We start from the raw sequence: 15,815 nt of genomic DNA, 5'->3' as shown, positions 1-15,815 counted from the left end.
TCCATCGAAGGCTGAACGCCTTAGCCCTTAAGCTTACGCTGGCGCCAGGCATCGAGCGTCTCCTCGATGATACGTTCGGGAACGTGGTCGAGTTCGAAGACCGCGTCGATTTCCAGCACGTCGAGACGATCGAGAAAGTCCTTCGAAGCGCCGTGGCGCAGCCGGGCGGCATCCTTGGCGGTGGTGATGAGGCCGAGCCCTTCGGCGCGCGCGGTGGCCGCCAGTTCAGCAAGCTCATCCTCGGCGTAGAAATGATGATCCGGAAACGGCCGCTTCAAAGCCACCTCGCCGCCGGCCTCCTCTACCGTGTCGAAGAATTTCTCGGGGTGGCCGATGCCGGCGAAGGCAAGATAACGTTTGCCGGCGAGGCGCTCCTTGCCGCTCGGCTCGGTGTGAGCCTCGAAGATCGGCCGGCCGGCGCGCGCCGCCTGGCGCACCACCGCGTCGGCGGCGGTGCCGTCACCCATCTTCAGCAACCCGCTGGTGAAGACCAGCTGATCGACGACCCTGGCCCTGAGCGGTCCGCCCGGGATGACACGGCCGTTGCCAATGCCGTAGCGCGCGTCGACGACGACCAGCGCATAGTCGATATGGATGCGCGCGCTCTGGAAACCGTCATCCATGATCAGGAAATCGCAGCCATGGTTTTCCATGAGCAGCCGTGCTCCGGCAGCGCGGTGCGGCGTCACTGCCACGGGCGCGTGTTCGGCCAGCAGCAGCGGCTCGTCACCGACATGCCTGGCGCTGTCGTGTTTGATGTCGACGACATGCGGCTCGGCGAAGGAGCCCCCATGGCCGCGCGAGAGGAAACCGGGTTTGAGCCGCATGCGCCTGGCGTGTTCGGCCATGGCGATCGCCACCGGCGTCTTGCCCGTCCCGCCGACGGTGAAATTGCCGATGCACAGAACCGGCGCTTCGACCTTCTCGCGCCTGGCCCGCCGCATGCCACGGCCGGCGACGAATGCATAGGCGGCCGACAGCGGCGACAGCGCGAAAACGCGCCAGTCCGGCTCCTCCCACCAGAACGGCGGTGCTTCGGAGGCCATTTTACCGCCCGTTCGCGCCCTTCAGGCGCGCCTTGACGACCAGCGGCTGGATATAGGGCTCAAGCGACTTCAGCGTGCGCGCCAGCGCGCCGCGCATCTCATCGACGGTCGCGGCGCCGGCCGCCATCATCTCATGGCGCGCGACTTCGTTGGTGAGCAGGAAGTTGACCGCACCGGCCAGCATGTCGCGGTCGCGCACCAGCTTGGCGCCGCCGCTGTCGAGCAGGCGCTGGTAGGCCTCGCGGAAATTCTGCACGTTGCGTCCGGCAAGGACCGCCGTCTCGAGCATGGCTGGCTCGAGCGGGTTCTGGCCGCCTTCAGAGGTGAGCGAACGGCCGACAAAGGCGATCTCGGTCATCCTGAGATAGAGTCCCATCTCGCCGATCGTATCGCCGAGCAGGATGTCGACATCGGGCCCGATCCTGTCGGCCTTGCTGCGCCGCGCTACCTTGAGGCCCATGCCGGAAATCTGCTCGGCCAGGGCCCCGGCGCGGTCGGGATGGCGCGGGACGACGATCGTCAGCAGGCCGTGGTGACGCTTGTGCAGCATCGCATGAACCTCGGCGGCAACCACTTCCTCGCCGTCATGGGTCGAGATCGCCGCCCAGGTCGGACGGCCGCCAATCTGCCGCTGCAAGGTGGCCAGCGCCCGTTCGTCGACGGGCGGCGGGTTGGTGTCGACCTTGAGATTGCCGGAAACGGTTACCGGCCGGGCGCCGAGCGCGCGGAAACGCTCGCCGTCGACATCGGACTGGGCAACGACATGGGCAAGGTTCTCGAACAGCGCCTCGGCGATGTTGGGGCGCTTCTTCCAGGACGTGAAGGAGCGGTCGGACAGCCTGCCATTGACCAGAACCTGCGGCACGTGGCGGGCGCCAAGCTCGAGAATCGTCATCGGCCAGATCTCCGATTCGGCGATGATCGCCAGATCCGGCTTCCAGTGGTCGAGGAAACGGCTGACCGCCGGCTTGAGGTCGAGCGGCACATACTGGTGGATGATGCGGTCGCCCAATCTCTCGTCGGCGACCTTGGCCGACGTTACGGTGCCGGTCGTCAGCACGATATTGACGCCGTAGTCGAGTATGCTCTCGACCAGGGGAACGACAGCTATGGTTTCGCCGACGCTCGCGGCGTGGATCCAGATAACAGGCCCATCGGGGCGAGGCCGGCCGGCGACGCCGTAGCGTTCGCGGCGGCGGTTGCGGTCTTCCTTGCCGCGCGAGGTGCGCCAGGCAACATAGGGTCCGACCAGCGGATAGGCGACAGCGCCCGCCAAACGATATGCCGTCAGCATGGTACGCGCCCAGCGACCGCTCATCGCGGGGCATCCACGAGACGGTAGGCCTCGGCGGTCGCGGCATTGAGCGAGGCCGTCACTTCGAGGCGCTTGCGCTCCATCTCGGCGTCATCGGCATTGGCCGGCACGAAAACCGGTGTACCGATGATGATGGACGAGCGGCCGAACGGCAGGTTGATGGTCGTCTTGTCCCAGCTCTTCTCCAGCACCTTGCGGCGGCTGGTGGCAATGGCCGCCGGCAGGATCGGCCGGCCGGAGAGCCGCGCCAGGAGCACGATGCCAAGCCCCGCATCGCGCGGCGTGCCATGGGGGATGTCAGCGATCATGGCGACGTTCTTGCCGGCGACGAGCGACTTTTTCAGGGCGATCAATGCCTTGGCGCCGCCCTTGTCGAGATGTTTGGCATTATCGCGCCCGCCGGAGCCGCGTACGGCCTCGATGCCGAATCTCTCGATCATCAGGGCGTTGAGTTCGGCATCGGCACTGCGCGACACCATGGCGACGAGCGGCCTGCCCTTGGGGTAGTAGGCCGGCGTCAACAGATGCTGGCCGTGCCAGAGCGCAATGATGCCGGGCTCGAACTGGGCATAGGCACCGCCGGTCAATTTCGCCGAGCCGTCGACGACGCGGTTGGTCAGGCGCACCAGCCGAACGAACTGCGCCAGCAGGCCGACGATGATGTTCTTGACGAATCGCGACTGCGCCAGCGGCTTGCGGATCCTGCGCCAGAAGGCCTTGGTGGCGCGGCTGCGGCCCCTGCCCGTCGGCGTAGCCTGGCCGGGCGGCGCTTTCGCCAGATCATTATCCATCGAAGTCAACCGACAGCCTTGTGGTCGGGGTCCAGGAGCCGATGCAGGTGCACGACGAAATAACGCATATGGGCATTGTCCACGCTGGCCTGCGCCTTGGCTTTCCATGCCGTATGGGCGGATTGATAGTCGGGATAGATGCCGACGATGTCGAGCGCGTCAAGATCGCGGAATTCGGTGCCGCCAAGCTTCTTCAGTTCGCCGCCGAACACCAGGTGCAAAAGCTGTTTCTTTCCGTCTTCCGCGGCCATTTCGGTCCTTCACATATTGTGAGTTTGTGACAGGTCTAGACCAAAGCCGCCGACTTTGGAACCTTCGATAATGCTTTCAATCATCCAGTCCGGCAATGACGCCCACGAGCACCGCCAGCAGTTCACCGCTGCCGGCGGCGAGCGCGCCGTGGCGGGTCACCTCGCCGGCATAGAGCGGCGCGCGGCCATGCGGGTCGAGCAACTGGCCGCCCGCCTCGCGCAGGATAAGGTCGGCGGCGGCGATATCCCAGTCGTGCGCGTTCGGCTTTACGAAAGTGGCATCGAGCGTGCCGTTGGCGATCATTGCCAGGCGATAGGCAAGCGAAGGGCTGTAGGGCGCCCGCTTCAGCCGTTCCTGCCAGCCGGCCGGTATCCTGTCGAGCAACTGCTTCAATCCGGAAATTTCGGCCTTGTCGCCGGGCTGGCGCACCGCGATGCGCCTGCCGTTACGGAAGGCGCCCTGGCCAGGCAGCGCCCAGTAAGTCTCGTTAAGCGCCGGACACTCGAGCACGCCGGCAAGCGAACGGCCATGCTCCACGACGGCGACGCTGACACACCAGGTGCGCTGGCCTTCCAGGAAGCCGCGGGTGCCGTCGATCGGATCGACGACAAAGGTTCGGCGCGCCGAAAGCCGCACTGGATCGTCGACCGTCTCCTCGGACAGCCAGCCATAATCCGGCCGCGCCGCAAGCAGGGTCTGGCGCAAATACGCATCGGCGGCGTGATCGGCCTCACTGACCGGCGAGGTCCCGCCCTTCATCCAGACCTGCGGGCTGTTCCCGAAGTAACGCATGGCGATGACGCCGGCCTCGCGGGCAGCGTCGCGCAGCAGCGGCAGATCCTCCGTGGCGCCAGTCGTGGTCAGATCATGCTCCGGCAAGGGTCATGCCTTCGATCAGCAACGTGGGGGCGGCGGTGCCGAAATTGCGATCGAGATCGCTTGCCGGCACCATGTTTAGGAACATCGTCTTCAAATTGGAGGCGATCGTGACTTCGGCGACGGGATAGGCAAGCTGGCCGTTGTCGATCCAGAACCCGGATGCGCCGCGGCTGTATTCGCCGGTCACCATGTCGACACCTTGCCCGAACACCTCGGTGACGTAGAAGCCCGTCTTGAGCGAGGCGATCAGTTCTTCCGGCGAGCGCTCGCCCGGCTCGATGGCAAGATTGGTCGAAGACGGCGAGACGGACGAGCCGCTGCGCGAACCGCGTCCATTGGTAACGAGACCCAGTTCCCGCGCCGCCGAGGTCGACAGGAACCAGTGGTTGAGCACACCGTTCTCGATCATCAAAAGCTTGTCGCCTTCAACGCCTTCGCCGTCGAACGGACGCGAGGCCTGGCCGCGCCGCCTCAGCGGCTCGTCGGTGACGGTAATGGCCGATGCAGCCACCTTTTTGCCCATCATGTCGCGCAGGAACGACGTCTTGCGCGCGACGGCAGCGCCGTTGATGGCGCCCGCGAGATGGCCGGCAATGCCGCGCGCCACGCGCGGATCGAACACCACGTCGACCGGTCCGGTCGCGGCCTTGCGCGCGCCGAGCCGGCGCACGGCGCGTTCCCCGGCCTTGCGGCCTATGTCTTCCGGCGCATCCAGGTCGGCAAAATGCTGGCGCGAGGAGAATTCATAATCGCGCTCCATGCCGGTACCCTCGCCGGCGATGACGCTCGTGGAGCGCGAGAAGCGCGAGGCGACATAATGGCCGAGGAAGCCGTGCGAGGTGGCCAATACCAGCCCTCCGAGCCCGGCGCTGGCATTGCTGCCCGCCGAATTGGTCACGCCTTTGACGGCCAGAGCCGCCGCTTCCGCGGCCAGTGCCGCTTCCTTCAACTGGTCGGCCGATACTTCTGTTGCATCGAACAGGTCGAGATCGCGCGTCTGCCTGGCCAGCAGCGCCGGATCCGCGAGGCCCTGGTTGGGATCTTCGGGAGAGACCCTGGCCATGGCGACGGCACGTTCGGCAAGCGCCTTCGGATCGGACGCGGCAGTCGCGGAAACACTTGCCACCCGCTGGCCGACAAAGACACGCAGCGAAACGTCGTCGCCTTCCGACGCCTCGGTGTTTTCGACCTTGCCCAGCCGCACCGACACACCGGTCGAGCGGCCACGCACCGCGACGGCATCCGCGGCATCGGCGCCAGCTTTTTTGGCAGCCTCGACCAGGGCCGCGACGCGGTCGGTCAATCTTGATGCGTCCGATATATCGCTCATGCGCGTGATCCTGCTGTTGCGGCTGGCCCGAGAGCCGCCGTCCCCCATCTATTGTTCCGGTCCGGCTTGTGCAATGGCACAAGCTTCAATCAAAATGCATCGGTTCAGCCGCCCATCGCGAAGCGCGGCACCGCATCGCCAGCACGGAGCATTTCCAATGACGCCTTTCCATCTTGCCTTCCCGGTCCGTGATCTCGATGAAACACGCGCTTTCTATGGCGAGGTGCTGGGTTGCGCCATCGGCCGCTCTTCGGAGACCTGGGTCGATTTCGACCTGTTCGGCCACCAGATGTCGGCGCATCTGCGGCCACGGGCCGCGCCGGCCGCCAGCGACGGCAAGGTCGACGGCATGGCGGTGCCGATCCCGCATTTCGGCGCCGTGCTTTTGATGGATGACTGGCAGCGGCTTGCCACGCGGCTGGAAGCACGCGCCGACATAGACTGGCTGGAGCGGCCGATGATCCGCTTCAAGGGAGAGCCCGGCGAACAGGCGACGCTGTTCATCCGCGATCCCTCGGGCAACGCGCTGGAATTCAAGGGCTTTCGTTCGCTGGAGCAGATTTTCGCGCATTGACATGGTGCAAGCCGTGGCGCGCGGACTCAGGACCCGGCAACAGGCGTCCAGATCACATCCTCGATTTTTTGCGCGCCCGTGGCCAGCATCGCCAGCCTGTCGAAGCCGAGCGCGATGCCGCTGGCCTGTGGCATGACCGCGAGTGCCGCGAGAAAATCCTCGTCCAGCGGATAGCGCTCGCCATAGACGCGCTCTTTCTCGTCCATTTCCATGATGAAGCGCCGGCGCTGCTCCTCGGCGTCCGTCAACTCGCCGAAGCCGTTGGCAAGTTCGACGCCGCAGCAATAGAGCTCGAAGCGCTCGGCGACGCGGGGGTCGCGTGGGCTCGGTCGCGCCAGAGCCGCCTCGGCGACCGGGTACTCGCAAAGGATGGTCGCGCGGCCGATACCGAGATTGGGCTCGATCTTCTCCACCATCACCCGGCTGAACAGGTCGGCCCAGCCGTCGTCGGGCGCGGTACGCAGGCCGGCACCGGTCAGGGCCTGATGGAGCGAATCGCGGTCGGTGATGCCGTCGGCGCTGACCGTCGCAAGCAGATCGATCCCGGCATGGCGCGCGAAGGCGTCCGCCACCGTCAGCCGCTCCGGCTCCGCGAAAGGATCGCAGTCGCGGCCGCGAAAGCTGAAGCGCGTGGCCCCTGCCCTTGTCGCGGCCAGCGCCAGCAGATCCGCGCAATCCCGCATCAGGCTCTCATAGGTTTCGCCGACCCTGTACCATTCGAGCATGGTGAATTCGGGATGGTGCAAAGGGCCACGCTCGCGGTTGCGATAGACCGGGCCGAAGCTGAAGATCCTGGTCTCGCCGGCAGCGAGCAGCTTCTTGCAGGCGAATTCCGGCGACGTGTGCAGATAGAGCGGCTTGCGATGCCCGTCCGGCGCGACCGCCTCGGTTGCGAAGGCCGCCAGATGCGCCTCGTTGCCGGGCGATATCTGCAGGGCCGATGCCTGCACCTCGATGAAATCGCGACGGGCGAACCAGTCGCGCAAGGCGGCGGCAAGGCCGTTGCGCAGCATCAGGCGCGAACGGCGATCGGCATGCACATGCGGCGTCCACCAGGGCGAAGCGGCGGTCATGGGCGGTTTGAAGGCGCGCTGGTTCGCGTTGGGGGCTGGCGGTTCGCGCCGAGATGCGCTAGGCCCCCATCCAGCGCCGCGCAAGCCGGCAAACGCCCGTCAACTCTCGCAGGATAAAAAACCGTGGTGAAAGTCATCGCCAGTTCGCTCCGCAAAGGCAATGTCGTCGACAAGGACGGCAAGCTTTATGTGATCCTCTTTGCCGAAAACATCCACCCAGGCAAGGGCACGCCCGTGACGCAGCTCGACATGCGCCGCATTGGCGACGGGGTGAAGGTTTCGGAGCGCTACCGCACCACCGAACAGGTGGAGCGTGCCTATGTCGAGGAGCGCGAGCACACCTTCCTCTACGCCGACGGCGAAGGCTATCACTTCATGAACCCCGAGACCTACGACCAGGTGGCGGTGTCGGAAGCCGTCGTCGGCGATGCCGCCCCCTATTTGCAGGAAGGCATGCCGGTTCAGGTCTCGCAGTTCAACGGCATCGCTATCTCCCTGGTGCTGCCGCAGCGGGCCACCTTCGAAGTGGTCGAGACCGAGCCGACGACCAAGGGCCAGACGGCGTCCTCTTCCTACAAGCCCGCCCTACTCTCCAACGGCGTGCGCACCGCCGTGCCGCCGCATATCGCGCCAGGCACCCGCGTGGTGGTGATGACGGCCGATGGGTCCTATGTGGAGCGCGCGAAGGACTGAGAGCACGGCGCCAGGCGTCGCCAGCTTCTCAGCCGGACCCTATTTTTAGCCGCTGACGATGATCGGCGGCATCGCCAATTGGCGCCTGCCGAGGCCGGCGCTGCCCGGGCAAACAACAAGCGCAGCGTTATTTCCAGAAGCGTGTCGCACAAAGCCATCATCGTTCGTCCTTGTGGAAAGGAGAACGCCAATGAGAAAGCTTATCGTCACCGAATTCATCAGCGTCGATGGTATCGCCGAGGTCGAGAAACTGCCCGGCGTGACCTGGAACGACGAGATGAACAGGTTCAAGGAGGACGAGCTGGCTGACAGCGGCGCCATGCTTTTGGGGCGCACGACCTACGAGATTTTCGCCGGCTCGTGGCCGAGCGAAACCGGAGACTTCGCCGACCGGTTCAACGCGCTGCCGAAATATGTCGCGTCCAGCAGTTTGAAGGTGCTCGACTGGAAACCGGCCGAGCTGCTCAGTGGGCCGCTGCCGAAGGCGGTCAGGACATTGAAGCTAGGCAGCGGCGGCAACATCTATGTGCATGGCAGCCTCAGCGTCGCGCAGGAACTGTTGCGCCATGGTCTGGTCGACCGCGTCAGGCTGCTGAGCTACCCCGGCACCGTTGGCCAAGGCAAAAAGCTGTTTCCGGCCGGCGATCCGGTGTCGTTTGAGTTGATTTCCGCCAAGCCATTCAGTAATGGGGTGGTGGCGCTGGAGTATGCGCCGGTGCTGGCGAAATCGTAATCGGTTAGAGTGCCCTTCTTCCAGAGAGGACTGGAGGGCGCCTGGCTTTCGGGATCAAAGCTATAGCGGTGACGTGAGGCAACGTGTGGACCTCGCGTCACCCGGTCTGCTTTCCCCGTCTTTGCTCGACAGCAGCACTTTCCCTAGCCTCCACAACCCTCTCCACCTCGCGCTTCAGCTGGTCCTTGATATCCGCCGTCTCGGTCATCAGGACCTCGATCTTGAGGAAGTCGAGCACGCGGTATTTGGACACCGCCGGGCGGATCAGGATGTCGGGCTGGCACTGCTTCAGCTTGTTGGCGATGATCGACTGCATCATCAATTGCGTGGCGCCGAACATCAGGTCGACAGAGGTCGGCCGCCTGTGGTCGGCCTCTTCCGGCGCGCCGACCACGTCGACGCCGATGATGATGTCGGCATCATCCTCGATAAGGTCGAAGGGCACGGGGTTGTAGATGCCGCCATCGATCAGCAGCCGGCCGTCGCGCATCACCGGGCGGAACACGGCAGGAATGGCCGCTGAAGCCGCGAGCGCCGAATGCAGGTCGCCTTCGGCGAACACGGCCAGCTTGTGGCCGAAATAGTCCGTCGCCGTCACCTTCAGCGGGATTTTCAGCTCGGCGAAGGTTTCGGGAATGGCTTCGGGCAGGAATGCCTTGAGGATGCGTTCGACATTGAACTGGCTGACGCGGATGCCGGCCTGCATGGCCTCGGCGATGGTGCCGGGCCGCGCCCGCCACATGCGGCTCGCCACCTCGGCGCGACGGCCGAGGATCGAGCGGGCATAATCATGGATGTCCTTGCCGGTCATGCCGGAGGCCATGCCGGCGCCCATGATGGCGCCGATCGACGAGCCGGCGATTGCGACCGGCCTGATGCCCAGTTCGTCCAGCGCCTCGATGACATGGATGTGCGCCAGACCGCGCGCGCCGCCGCCGCCAAAGGCGATGCCGAAGGTGAGGTTCATCCCTTGTTGGCTCCGGCCAAGGGCGGTCCGACGACCATGATGGTCGGCTCGGCCGACAAAAGCTTCTTCGCCGCGGCCTTGACCTGGTCGAGTGTCACCGCGTTGATGAGGCCGGTGCGGCGCTGAATGTAATCGACGCCGAGGTCGTCGAGCTGCAGCTCGACCAGGGTCGCGGCGATGGCGCTGGAGGAGTCCAGGTTGTTGATGGCGTAGGCGCCGATCATGTATTTCTTGGTCGCCGCCAGTTCCGCGTCGGTCGGGCCGTCCTCGGCAAGCCGCTTGACCACGTCCCGCACGATGCCAAGGGTTTCGGCGGCCCGGTCCGATCGTGTGCCGGTGGTGACGATCAGAGCGTCGGCATGGTCCTGGTTGATGAGCGAGGAATTGACGCTGTAGGCCAGCCCGCGCTTCTCGCGCACCTCTTGGAACAGGCGCGAGGTGAAGGTGCCGCCGCCGAGAATCTCGTTCATCAGAACCGCGGGGAAGAAATCTGCCGCCTTGCGCTTCACGCCGGGCCAGGCAAGCTGCAGCGAGGTCTGCGGCAGGTCGTAGTCGACCTCGATATGCCGCGCCAGATTCGGCTCGACGTCGGCAACCGGCGCGAGCGCCTGGTTCTGCGGCAGGTTGCCGAATACCATGTCCAGTTTCTTCTTCAGCGTTTCCGGGTCGATGGCGCCGACCACCGCGACATGCAGTCCGCTCCGCGCGAAGACCGCCTTGTGCAGCGCCTTCAGATCGTCCCGCGTGATGGCGGCGATGCTCTGCCTGGTGCCCTGGTCGGAGCGCGAATAAGGATGATCGCCATAGAGCGCGCGCGCCCACCTGTCCTGCGCGATCGTATCGGGGTCGTTCTCTCCGGCGATGATGCCGGACAGGATCTGGGCGCCGATGCGATCGATCGGCGCCTGGTCGAAACGCGGCTCGTTGACCGCCAGCCGCAGCAGGTCGAACGCCTCGTCGCGCTGCTCGGCCAACATGCGCATGGAACCGTAGATGCCGTCGCGGGTCTCCTCGAAGCTCATCTCGGCGCCGGCGTCGTCGAGCTTCACCTGGAAGGCGTCGCTGTCCAGAGGGCCTGCGCCTTCGTCGAACAGACCGGTCATCAGATTGGCCAGCCCTTCCTTGCCCGGCGGATCCTGCGTCGAGCCGCCCCCAAAGACGAAACGGATGGCCACCATCGGCACCGAATAGTCTTCGACCAGCCAGGCGGTGACGCCCTTGGGCGAGGTGACCTGCTGGATGTCCATGGCGCGGGCGGCAAGCGCCGGCAGGACCAGGAAGAAGATGGAAAGGAGCAAAGTGACAAGCGCTGCGCGTGCCCTCCCTTCTCCCCGTTTGGGAGACGGGAAAGAGCCGTGTTGCTCGCTCTTCATCATCAATTCCCCGCCTGTTGCTGCGGCAAGAGATAGCCGGTCGTCGACCGGGCCAGCACCAGATAGCGCGCGGCGACGGCCTTGATCTCGCCGGGAGTGATGTTGCGGATGCGCTCCGGCCATTGCTCGATGTCCTGCACATTGCCGCCGGTGGCAAGCTCGGCGCCATAGATATTGGCCATCGAATCCTGTTTGTCGCGGGCGAAAACCATCGAGCGGACATAGCGGTCCTTAGCCTTGTCCAGCTCCTTGACGGTGACGCCTTCCCTGGCGATGCGCACGACCTCCGCGTCGACGGCCGCCTCGACATCGACGAGCCTGGCGTCGCCGCGCGGCGTGCCATAGACGGTGAAGTTGGTGTCGTCCAGCATGGTGCCCTGGAAATAGGCCCCGGCGTTGGAAGCGATGCCTTGCCTGACCACCAGCGCCTGATACAGCCGGCTGCGGTTGCCGCCGCCCAGTATTTCCGCCAGCAGGTCGAGCGCCTCGGCTTCGCCGGGCTTGGCCGTGTGGTAGGACGGCACCACCCATTGGGTGGAGAAATTCGGCACGCTGACGCGGGCGTCGGACAGCGTCACCGTGCGCCTGGTGTTCTGCTCCGGCTCGACCGGGCGGACGCGCGGCGGCAGGTCGGGCCCGCGCGCGATCTTGCCGTAGGTTTTCTCGGCCAGAGCCTTGACCGTGTCGGGCTCGACGTCACCGGCCACGATCAGCACCGCGTTGTTGGGCTGGTAGTATTTGTTGTAGAAGGCGATGGCATCGGTGCGGTTCAACTGCTCCATCTCCTGCATCCAGCCAATGACCGGAATTCGGTAGGGCTGGTTCTGCCACAGCGTGGCGTCGAGTTCCTCTTCGAGCACCGCCTCGGGACTGTTGTCGATGCGCGAACGGCGCTCCTCCAGGATGACGTCGCGCTCGGTCTTGATGACATCGTCGGTGAGGATGAGGTTGCGCATACGGTCGGCCTCGAAGCTCATCATCAGCTCGAGCGCCGACGGCGCCACCGTCTCGTGGAAGGCGGTGTAGTCGTAGGAGGTGAAGGCATTGTTGGAGCCGCCTATGTCGGAGACGGCGCGGTCGAACTCGCCGGCGGCGTGATTGGCCGTCGCCTTGAACATCAGATGCTCGAAGAAATGGGCGATGCCGGATTTGCCTGGCGGCTCGTCGGCGCTGCCCACCTTATACCACACCATATGGGTGACGATCGGTGAGCGATGGTCGGGAATGACGACCACTTCCATGCCATTGTCGAGCAGAAAATCCGTTACCTTGAACTCGGCCGGCCGCTTGTCGGCGGCGAAGGTCGCCGGGGCCAGTCCGGCAATGACCAAAGCCAGCGATGTGGCCAAGAGCGTCTTGCGCAGCCATTCAGCCTGAAATGTCATCAATGGCTCCGGTTTCTCATGACGGACGATAGGCGGCGAGCCGATGTTGTGAAAGTGAATTGTTGATTACCGGCATGGCACGACCTGCTCCCCTGGGAAGAGGGCTCGCGTTCCATCTTCGCCCGCAAATGAAGCTTAACTCAGGCGGCCTCGACAAGCCGGATCAGCGTCTCGCCATAGTGGCGCTCGTCGACAACTGAAAATCCCGGTCCCGGCTCGAAAGGCGCCGCCGCTGCCTCCTCGACCACGCACAGCGCGCCGGGACGCAGCCAGCCGCCTTGCTTGGCCGACCTCAGCGCGCGTTCGCCAAGACCCTTGCCGTAAGGTGGATCGGCGAAAACGAGCTCGAACGGCGCCAGCGTGCCGGCCTCGCCCAGAGCCGTCGCATCGCGCCGGAATATCTTGGTGCGGCCGGTCAGGCCGAAGGCCTCGACATTGTCGCGGATCAGGCCGCGGCCTTCGGCCGACTCCTCGATGAAGACGCCATAGGACGCGCCGCGCGACAGCGCCTCGAGCCCGAGCGCGCCTGTGCCTGCGAACAGGTCGAGCACGCGCGCGCCCTGCAGCCGATCGGCAAAGCGATGCGCCAGCACATTGAAAACAGCCTCGCGGGTGCGGTCGGTGGTGGGGCGGATGGCGCTGCCGCGGGGCGTCGCCAGCGGGCGCCCGCGAAACTCGCCGCCGACGATCCTCATTTCGCCCTTGGACCCTTGAAACCGCCGCGCGGCCGCTCGCCGCCGCCACCCGGACGTTCGCCACGCGGCTTGCCGAACGGCTTTGGGCCGCCCGGCTTGCCGCCGGGCTTGCCATAGGCCGGCTTGAAAGACGCCTTGCGGGCCTTGGCTTCAGCGGCTTTGGCAGCATCCGCCTCCGCCCTGCCCTTGCCGATCGGCCGCGCGCCCGGCGCCATCCAGACATTGGCCTTGCGCTGGCCGGGCGGCTCGATCGGCCGCTGCTCGCGCTCGGATTTCTTGCCGCCCGGTTTGCCGCCAAAACCACCGCGCGGCTTGTCGCCGAAGCTACCGCGTTCGGGTCTCGGGCCGCGGTCGCCAAAGCTTTTTTCCGGCCTCGCGCCTCTGTCGGGGCTGGTCGACAGTTTGCCCAGGGCTTCATCACGGCTGCCTTCGCGGCGCTTGCGGTTCTTGATCAGGCCGCCCTCGCCGATCGGCCGGTGGTCACCCTCGCGCGAAAATCTCGGCCGCTCGGCCTCCTCGCGGCGCGGCTCGACCCGCCGCACCGGCAGGTTGGAAAACGGCTTTGTTATCTCGGCATCGAAATTGGCGCCGGATTCCTCTATCAGGCGTTCGCCGAGCTGATCGCGCAACACCTTGCCCTTGATCTCCAGCACATGGCCTTCGGGGAGTTCGTCGAGCTGGAACGGGCCGTAGGAGATGCGGATCAGCCGCGTCACGTCGAGGCCGAGCGCGCCGAGAATGTTCTTGACCTCGCGGTTTTTGCCCTCGCGCAAGCCGATCGTCAGCCAGGCGTTCGAGCCTTGCTCGCGATCGAGGCTCGCCTCGATGGCGCCATAGAAGACGCCGTCCACGGCAATGCCTTCGCGCAAACCCGCAAGCGCACTTTCCTCGACCTTGCCATGGACGCGCACCCGGTAACGGCGCAGCCAGCCGGTGGCCGGCAGTTCGAGCACGCGAGACAGGCCGCCATCATTGGTCAGCAGCAGCAGGCCTTCGGTGTTGATGTCGAGGCGGCCGATGGTCATCAGCCGGGGCAATTCAGCCGGCAGCACGTCGAAGACGGTCTTGCGGCCCTCGGGGTCGCGGTTGGTGGTCACGACACCGGCAGGCTTGTGGAACAGGAACAGCCGAGTGCGCTCGATCGGCGGGATCTCCATGCCGTCGAGATGGATGATGTCGCCCGGCATCACATTGAAAGCCGGCGAAGACAGAACCCGGCCGTTGACCTTGACGCGGCCGGCCGCGATCAACTCCTCGGCGTCACGGCGCGAGGCAAGCCCGGCGCGAGCCAGCCGCTTGGCGATCCGCTCGCCGGCTTCCTCGGGCGCCTCCGCAGGACGCGGACGGGACTTGAAACCGCCTTGCGGCCGGTCGGCAGCGAAATCGCGCTTCGGACGGTCTGCGAAATCGCGCTTCGGACGGTCAGAGAAGTCGGGCTTGGGCCGATCGGCAAAATCACGCTTAGGACGATCGAAGCGTCTTTCACCCGTCGCACCTTCAGCCGCCATTGGCCGCTCGCCGCGCGGTGCATACGGCTTGCGCGGGCCTTCGCGGTTTTCATAAGGCTTGCCTTGCGGACGCGGACCCTTGTTGAAGGGCCGCTCCGAGCGCCCGCCTTCGCCGCCTTCGCGCGGCTTATACTCACGCTTCTGGGGCCGTTCGCCATCGGCGGTCATTGGACGGTCGCCACGCCGCGCGTAGGGCTTGCGCGGCCCTTCGCGCTTCTCATAAGGTTTGCCTTGCGGACGCGGACCCTTGTTGAACGGCCGCTCCGAGCGCCCGCCCTCGCGCGGTTTGTACTCGCGCTTCTGGGGCCGTTCGCCATCGGCGGCCATCGGCCGCTCGCCGCGCGGCGCGTAGGGCTTGCGCGGCCCTTCGCGTTTTTCGAAGGGCTTGCCGCCGTCGCCACGCTTGGCAAACGGTTTCTTGGCGCCGAAGGCTGGCTTGCCGCCTTTGCCGGCATCGCGCCCACGCGCGCCCGCCGGTTTCGGACCGCTTTTGCCCGGACCCTTCTGGCGCGGAGATTTCTTGTCGTTGTCGTCCATGTGGCCTTTGTCCGTTTGCGCTGCTACAGCGTGGCGCATCCTTTCGGGCGCGCAACGAACGCTGTAGCATTTTTGATTTGGCGCATGATCATTTCCGAAAACCGTACCCGATTTTCGAGGTTATGCGCTCAATAACAGGATCACCGTCGAGTGGCGAGGAGATAATCGGAATGGAAACCCGCGTGAAGCGGCCCGATTTCATGGCGCTGGCGCTGGAGGAGGCGCAAGCGGCAGCCTCGCGCGGCGAAGTGCCGGTCGGCGCCGTCATCGCCAGCGCCGGCACGGTCGTGGCCAGTGCCGGCAACCGCACCCGGGAGCTTGCCGATCCCACGGCCCATGCCGAGATGCTGGCCATCCGCGAAGCCTGCCGAAGGCTGTCGAGCGAGCGGCTCACCGGACACGATCTCTATGTGACGCTGGAGCCTTGCGCCATGTGCGCCGGCGCCATCTCCTTCGCCAGGTTGCGCCGGCTCTACTTTGGCGCCGCGGACGAAAAGGGCGGCGCGGTGGTCAACGGCGTGCGCTTCTTCGCTTCGCCGACCTGCCATCACACGCCCGACATCTATGCGGGCATCGCGGACGCCGAATCGGCCCTGCTGCTGAAGGATTTCTTTCGGGAACGCCGCGACTGAACGGGATGCGATACCCGTCAGCAAAGCAAATG

The 15,815-nt window shown here is 65.5% G+C and carries 16 protein-coding genes; 4 read left to right on the top strand and 12 right to left on the bottom strand.

Translation table 11 applies throughout. From position 1 onward, the window contains the following. Nucleotides 1-20: 20 nt before the first annotated feature. The 6 genes from lpxK to FJ443_RS19225 all read right to left on the bottom strand — a co-directional run bounded on the left by lpxK (nucleotide 21) and on the right by FJ443_RS19225 (nucleotide 5,613). The gene (gene lpxK / locus FJ443_RS19250) at nucleotides 21-1,046 is read right to left on the bottom strand and encodes a tetraacyldisaccharide 4'-kinase (protein ID WP_140665388.1); all 1,026 of its coding nucleotides are present in this window, start codon (nucleotides 1,044-1,046) and stop codon (nucleotides 21-23) included. A 1-nt stretch (nucleotide 1,047) separates the two neighbouring features. Beyond that, nucleotides 1,048-2,364: a lipid IV(A) 3-deoxy-D-manno-octulosonic acid transferase gene (waaA, locus tag FJ443_RS19245; RefSeq protein ID WP_140494199.1), complete on the bottom strand. Its 1,317-nt coding sequence runs from the start codon at nucleotides 2,362-2,364 to the stop codon at nucleotides 1,048-1,050. Further along, on the bottom strand, nucleotides 2,361-3,152 hold the full coding sequence (locus FJ443_RS19240) for a lysophospholipid acyltransferase family protein (protein WP_140521674.1): 792 nt from the start codon (nucleotides 3,150-3,152) through the stop codon (nucleotides 2,361-2,363). Before FJ443_RS19240 ends, waaA begins: the two co-directional genes overlap by 4 nt. A gap of 5 nt (nucleotides 3,153-3,157) precedes the next feature. Continuing rightward, the gene (locus tag FJ443_RS19235) at nucleotides 3,158-3,403 is read right to left on the bottom strand and encodes a DUF4170 domain-containing protein (RefSeq protein ID WP_140494203.1); all 246 of its coding nucleotides are present in this window, start codon (nucleotides 3,401-3,403) and stop codon (nucleotides 3,158-3,160) included. A 76-nt stretch (nucleotides 3,404-3,479) separates the two neighbouring features. Next, entirely contained in the window at nucleotides 3,480-4,283 is an 804-nt protein-coding gene (locus FJ443_RS19230; RefSeq protein ID WP_140665385.1) for a 3'(2'),5'-bisphosphate nucleotidase CysQ, read from the bottom strand. After that, nucleotides 4,270-5,613, bottom strand: coding sequence for a TldD/PmbA family protein (locus FJ443_RS19225; RefSeq protein WP_140494207.1), 1,344 nt, complete (start codon nucleotides 5,611-5,613; stop codon nucleotides 4,270-4,272). The genes FJ443_RS19230 and FJ443_RS19225 overlap by 14 nt, the downstream gene beginning before the upstream one ends. 157 nt (nucleotides 5,614-5,770) lie before the next feature. Between FJ443_RS19225 and FJ443_RS19220 the strand changes: the two genes are divergently transcribed. After that, nucleotides 5,771-6,187 (top strand): VOC family protein, encoded by a 417-nt coding sequence (locus FJ443_RS19220; protein WP_140521668.1) that lies wholly within the window; start codon nucleotides 5,771-5,773, stop codon nucleotides 6,185-6,187. Nucleotides 6,188-6,213: 26 nt separating this feature from the next. Here FJ443_RS19220 and epmA read toward each other — a convergent pair whose 3' ends face one another. Continuing rightward, entirely contained in the window at nucleotides 6,214-7,260 is a 1,047-nt protein-coding gene (epmA, locus tag FJ443_RS19215; protein ID WP_140583787.1) for an EF-P lysine aminoacylase EpmA, read from the bottom strand. A 123-nt stretch (nucleotides 7,261-7,383) separates the two neighbouring features. Here epmA and efp point away from each other — a divergent pair, with 123 nt between their 5' ends. Together efp and FJ443_RS19205 are read left to right on the top strand one after the other, a co-directional pair. Beyond that, nucleotides 7,384-7,953 carry an elongation factor P gene (gene efp, locus FJ443_RS19210; RefSeq protein ID WP_140494213.1) on the top strand — a complete coding sequence of 190 codons (570 nt, stop codon included), beginning with the start codon at nucleotides 7,384-7,386 and terminating at the stop codon, nucleotides 7,951-7,953. Between the two features lie 190 nt (nucleotides 7,954-8,143). Beyond that, complete coding sequence (locus FJ443_RS19205) at nucleotides 8,144-8,686, top strand: dihydrofolate reductase family protein (RefSeq protein ID WP_140583789.1); 543 nt, start codon at nucleotides 8,144-8,146, stop codon at nucleotides 8,684-8,686. A gap of 97 nt (nucleotides 8,687-8,783) precedes the next feature. Here FJ443_RS19205 and FJ443_RS19200 read toward each other — a convergent pair whose 3' ends face one another. From FJ443_RS19200 to FJ443_RS19180, 5 genes are all read right to left on the bottom strand, one after another. Beyond that, on the bottom strand, nucleotides 8,784-9,653 hold the full coding sequence (locus tag FJ443_RS19200) for a patatin-like phospholipase family protein (protein WP_140521662.1): 870 nt from the start codon (nucleotides 9,651-9,653) through the stop codon (nucleotides 8,784-8,786). Next, nucleotides 9,650-11,026: a pitrilysin family protein gene (locus FJ443_RS19195; protein ID WP_181168491.1), complete on the bottom strand. Its 1,377-nt coding sequence runs from the start codon at nucleotides 11,024-11,026 to the stop codon at nucleotides 9,650-9,652. Before FJ443_RS19195 ends, FJ443_RS19200 begins: the two co-directional genes overlap by 4 nt. A gap of 2 nt (nucleotides 11,027-11,028) precedes the next feature. Then, nucleotides 11,029-12,411: a pitrilysin family protein gene (locus FJ443_RS19190; protein WP_140557097.1), complete on the bottom strand. Its 1,383-nt coding sequence runs from the start codon at nucleotides 12,409-12,411 to the stop codon at nucleotides 11,029-11,031. 140 nt (nucleotides 12,412-12,551) lie between these two features. After that, nucleotides 12,552-13,106, bottom strand: a complete 555-nt coding sequence (rsmD, locus tag FJ443_RS19185) for a 16S rRNA (guanine(966)-N(2))-methyltransferase RsmD (RefSeq protein WP_140557099.1) — start codon at nucleotides 13,104-13,106, stop codon at nucleotides 12,552-12,554. Continuing rightward, nucleotides 13,103-15,151, bottom strand: coding sequence for a pseudouridine synthase (locus tag FJ443_RS19180; protein ID WP_140665383.1), 2,049 nt, complete (start codon nucleotides 15,149-15,151; stop codon nucleotides 13,103-13,105). Before FJ443_RS19180 ends, rsmD begins: the two co-directional genes overlap by 4 nt. Nucleotides 15,152-15,333: 182 nt before the next feature. On the opposite strand from FJ443_RS19180, the gene FJ443_RS19175 reads away from it, so the two are divergent. After that, nucleotides 15,334-15,783 carry a nucleoside deaminase gene (locus FJ443_RS19175; RefSeq protein WP_140515808.1) on the top strand — a complete coding sequence of 150 codons (450 nt, stop codon included), beginning with the start codon at nucleotides 15,334-15,336 and terminating at the stop codon, nucleotides 15,781-15,783. The last annotated feature ends 32 nt before the right edge of the window (nucleotides 15,784-15,815 follow it).

Origin of the sequence: Mesorhizobium sp. B2-6-1 (assembly GCF_006440475.1) — a bacterium.
In the GTDB taxonomy this organism is placed as follows: Bacteria; Pseudomonadota; Alphaproteobacteria; order Rhizobiales; family Rhizobiaceae; genus Mesorhizobium.
Note: the sequence above shows the minus strand (reverse complement) of the source record. Positions and strands in the feature narration are given on the sequence as shown.

Bases quoted from the DNA above. Each gene is read 5' to 3' on its own strand.
- FJ443_RS19190 (WP_140557097.1), bottom strand. From the start codon at position 12,411: ATGACATTTCAGGCTGAATGGCTGCGCAAGACGCTCTTGGCCACATCG.
- FJ443_RS19195 (WP_181168491.1), bottom strand. From the start codon at position 11,026: ATGAAGAGCGAGCAACACGGCTCTTTCCCGTCTCCCAAACGGGGAGAA.
- epmA (WP_140583787.1), bottom strand. From the start codon at position 7,260: ATGACCGCCGCTTCGCCCTGGTGGACGCCGCATGTGCATGCCGATCGC.
- FJ443_RS19180 (WP_140665383.1), bottom strand. From the start codon at position 15,151: ATGGACGACAACGACAAGAAATCTCCGCGCCAGAAGGGTCCGGGCAAA.
- FJ443_RS19220 (WP_140521668.1), top strand. From the start codon at position 5,771: ATGACGCCTTTCCATCTTGCCTTCCCGGTCCGTGATCTCGATGAAACA.
- FJ443_RS19240 (WP_140521674.1), bottom strand. From the start codon at position 3,152: ATGGATAATGATCTGGCGAAAGCGCCGCCCGGCCAGGCTACGCCGACG.
- FJ443_RS19225 (WP_140494207.1), bottom strand. From the start codon at position 5,613: ATGAGCGATATATCGGACGCATCAAGATTGACCGACCGCGTCGCGGCC.
- rsmD (WP_140557099.1), bottom strand. From the start codon at position 13,106: ATGAGGATCGTCGGCGGCGAGTTTCGCGGGCGCCCGCTGGCGACGCCC.
- FJ443_RS19235 (WP_140494203.1), bottom strand. From the start codon at position 3,403: ATGGCCGCGGAAGACGGAAAGAAACAGCTTTTGCACCTGGTGTTCGGC.
- lpxK (WP_140665388.1), bottom strand. From the start codon at position 1,046: ATGGCCTCCGAAGCACCGCCGTTCTGGTGGGAGGAGCCGGACTGGCGC.
- FJ443_RS19200 (WP_140521662.1), bottom strand. From the start codon at position 9,653: ATGAACCTCACCTTCGGCATCGCCTTTGGCGGCGGCGGCGCGCGCGGT.
- FJ443_RS19205 (WP_140583789.1), top strand. From the start codon at position 8,144: ATGAGAAAGCTTATCGTCACCGAATTCATCAGCGTCGATGGTATCGCC.
- waaA (WP_140494199.1), bottom strand. From the start codon at position 2,364: ATGAGCGGTCGCTGGGCGCGTACCATGCTGACGGCATATCGTTTGGCG.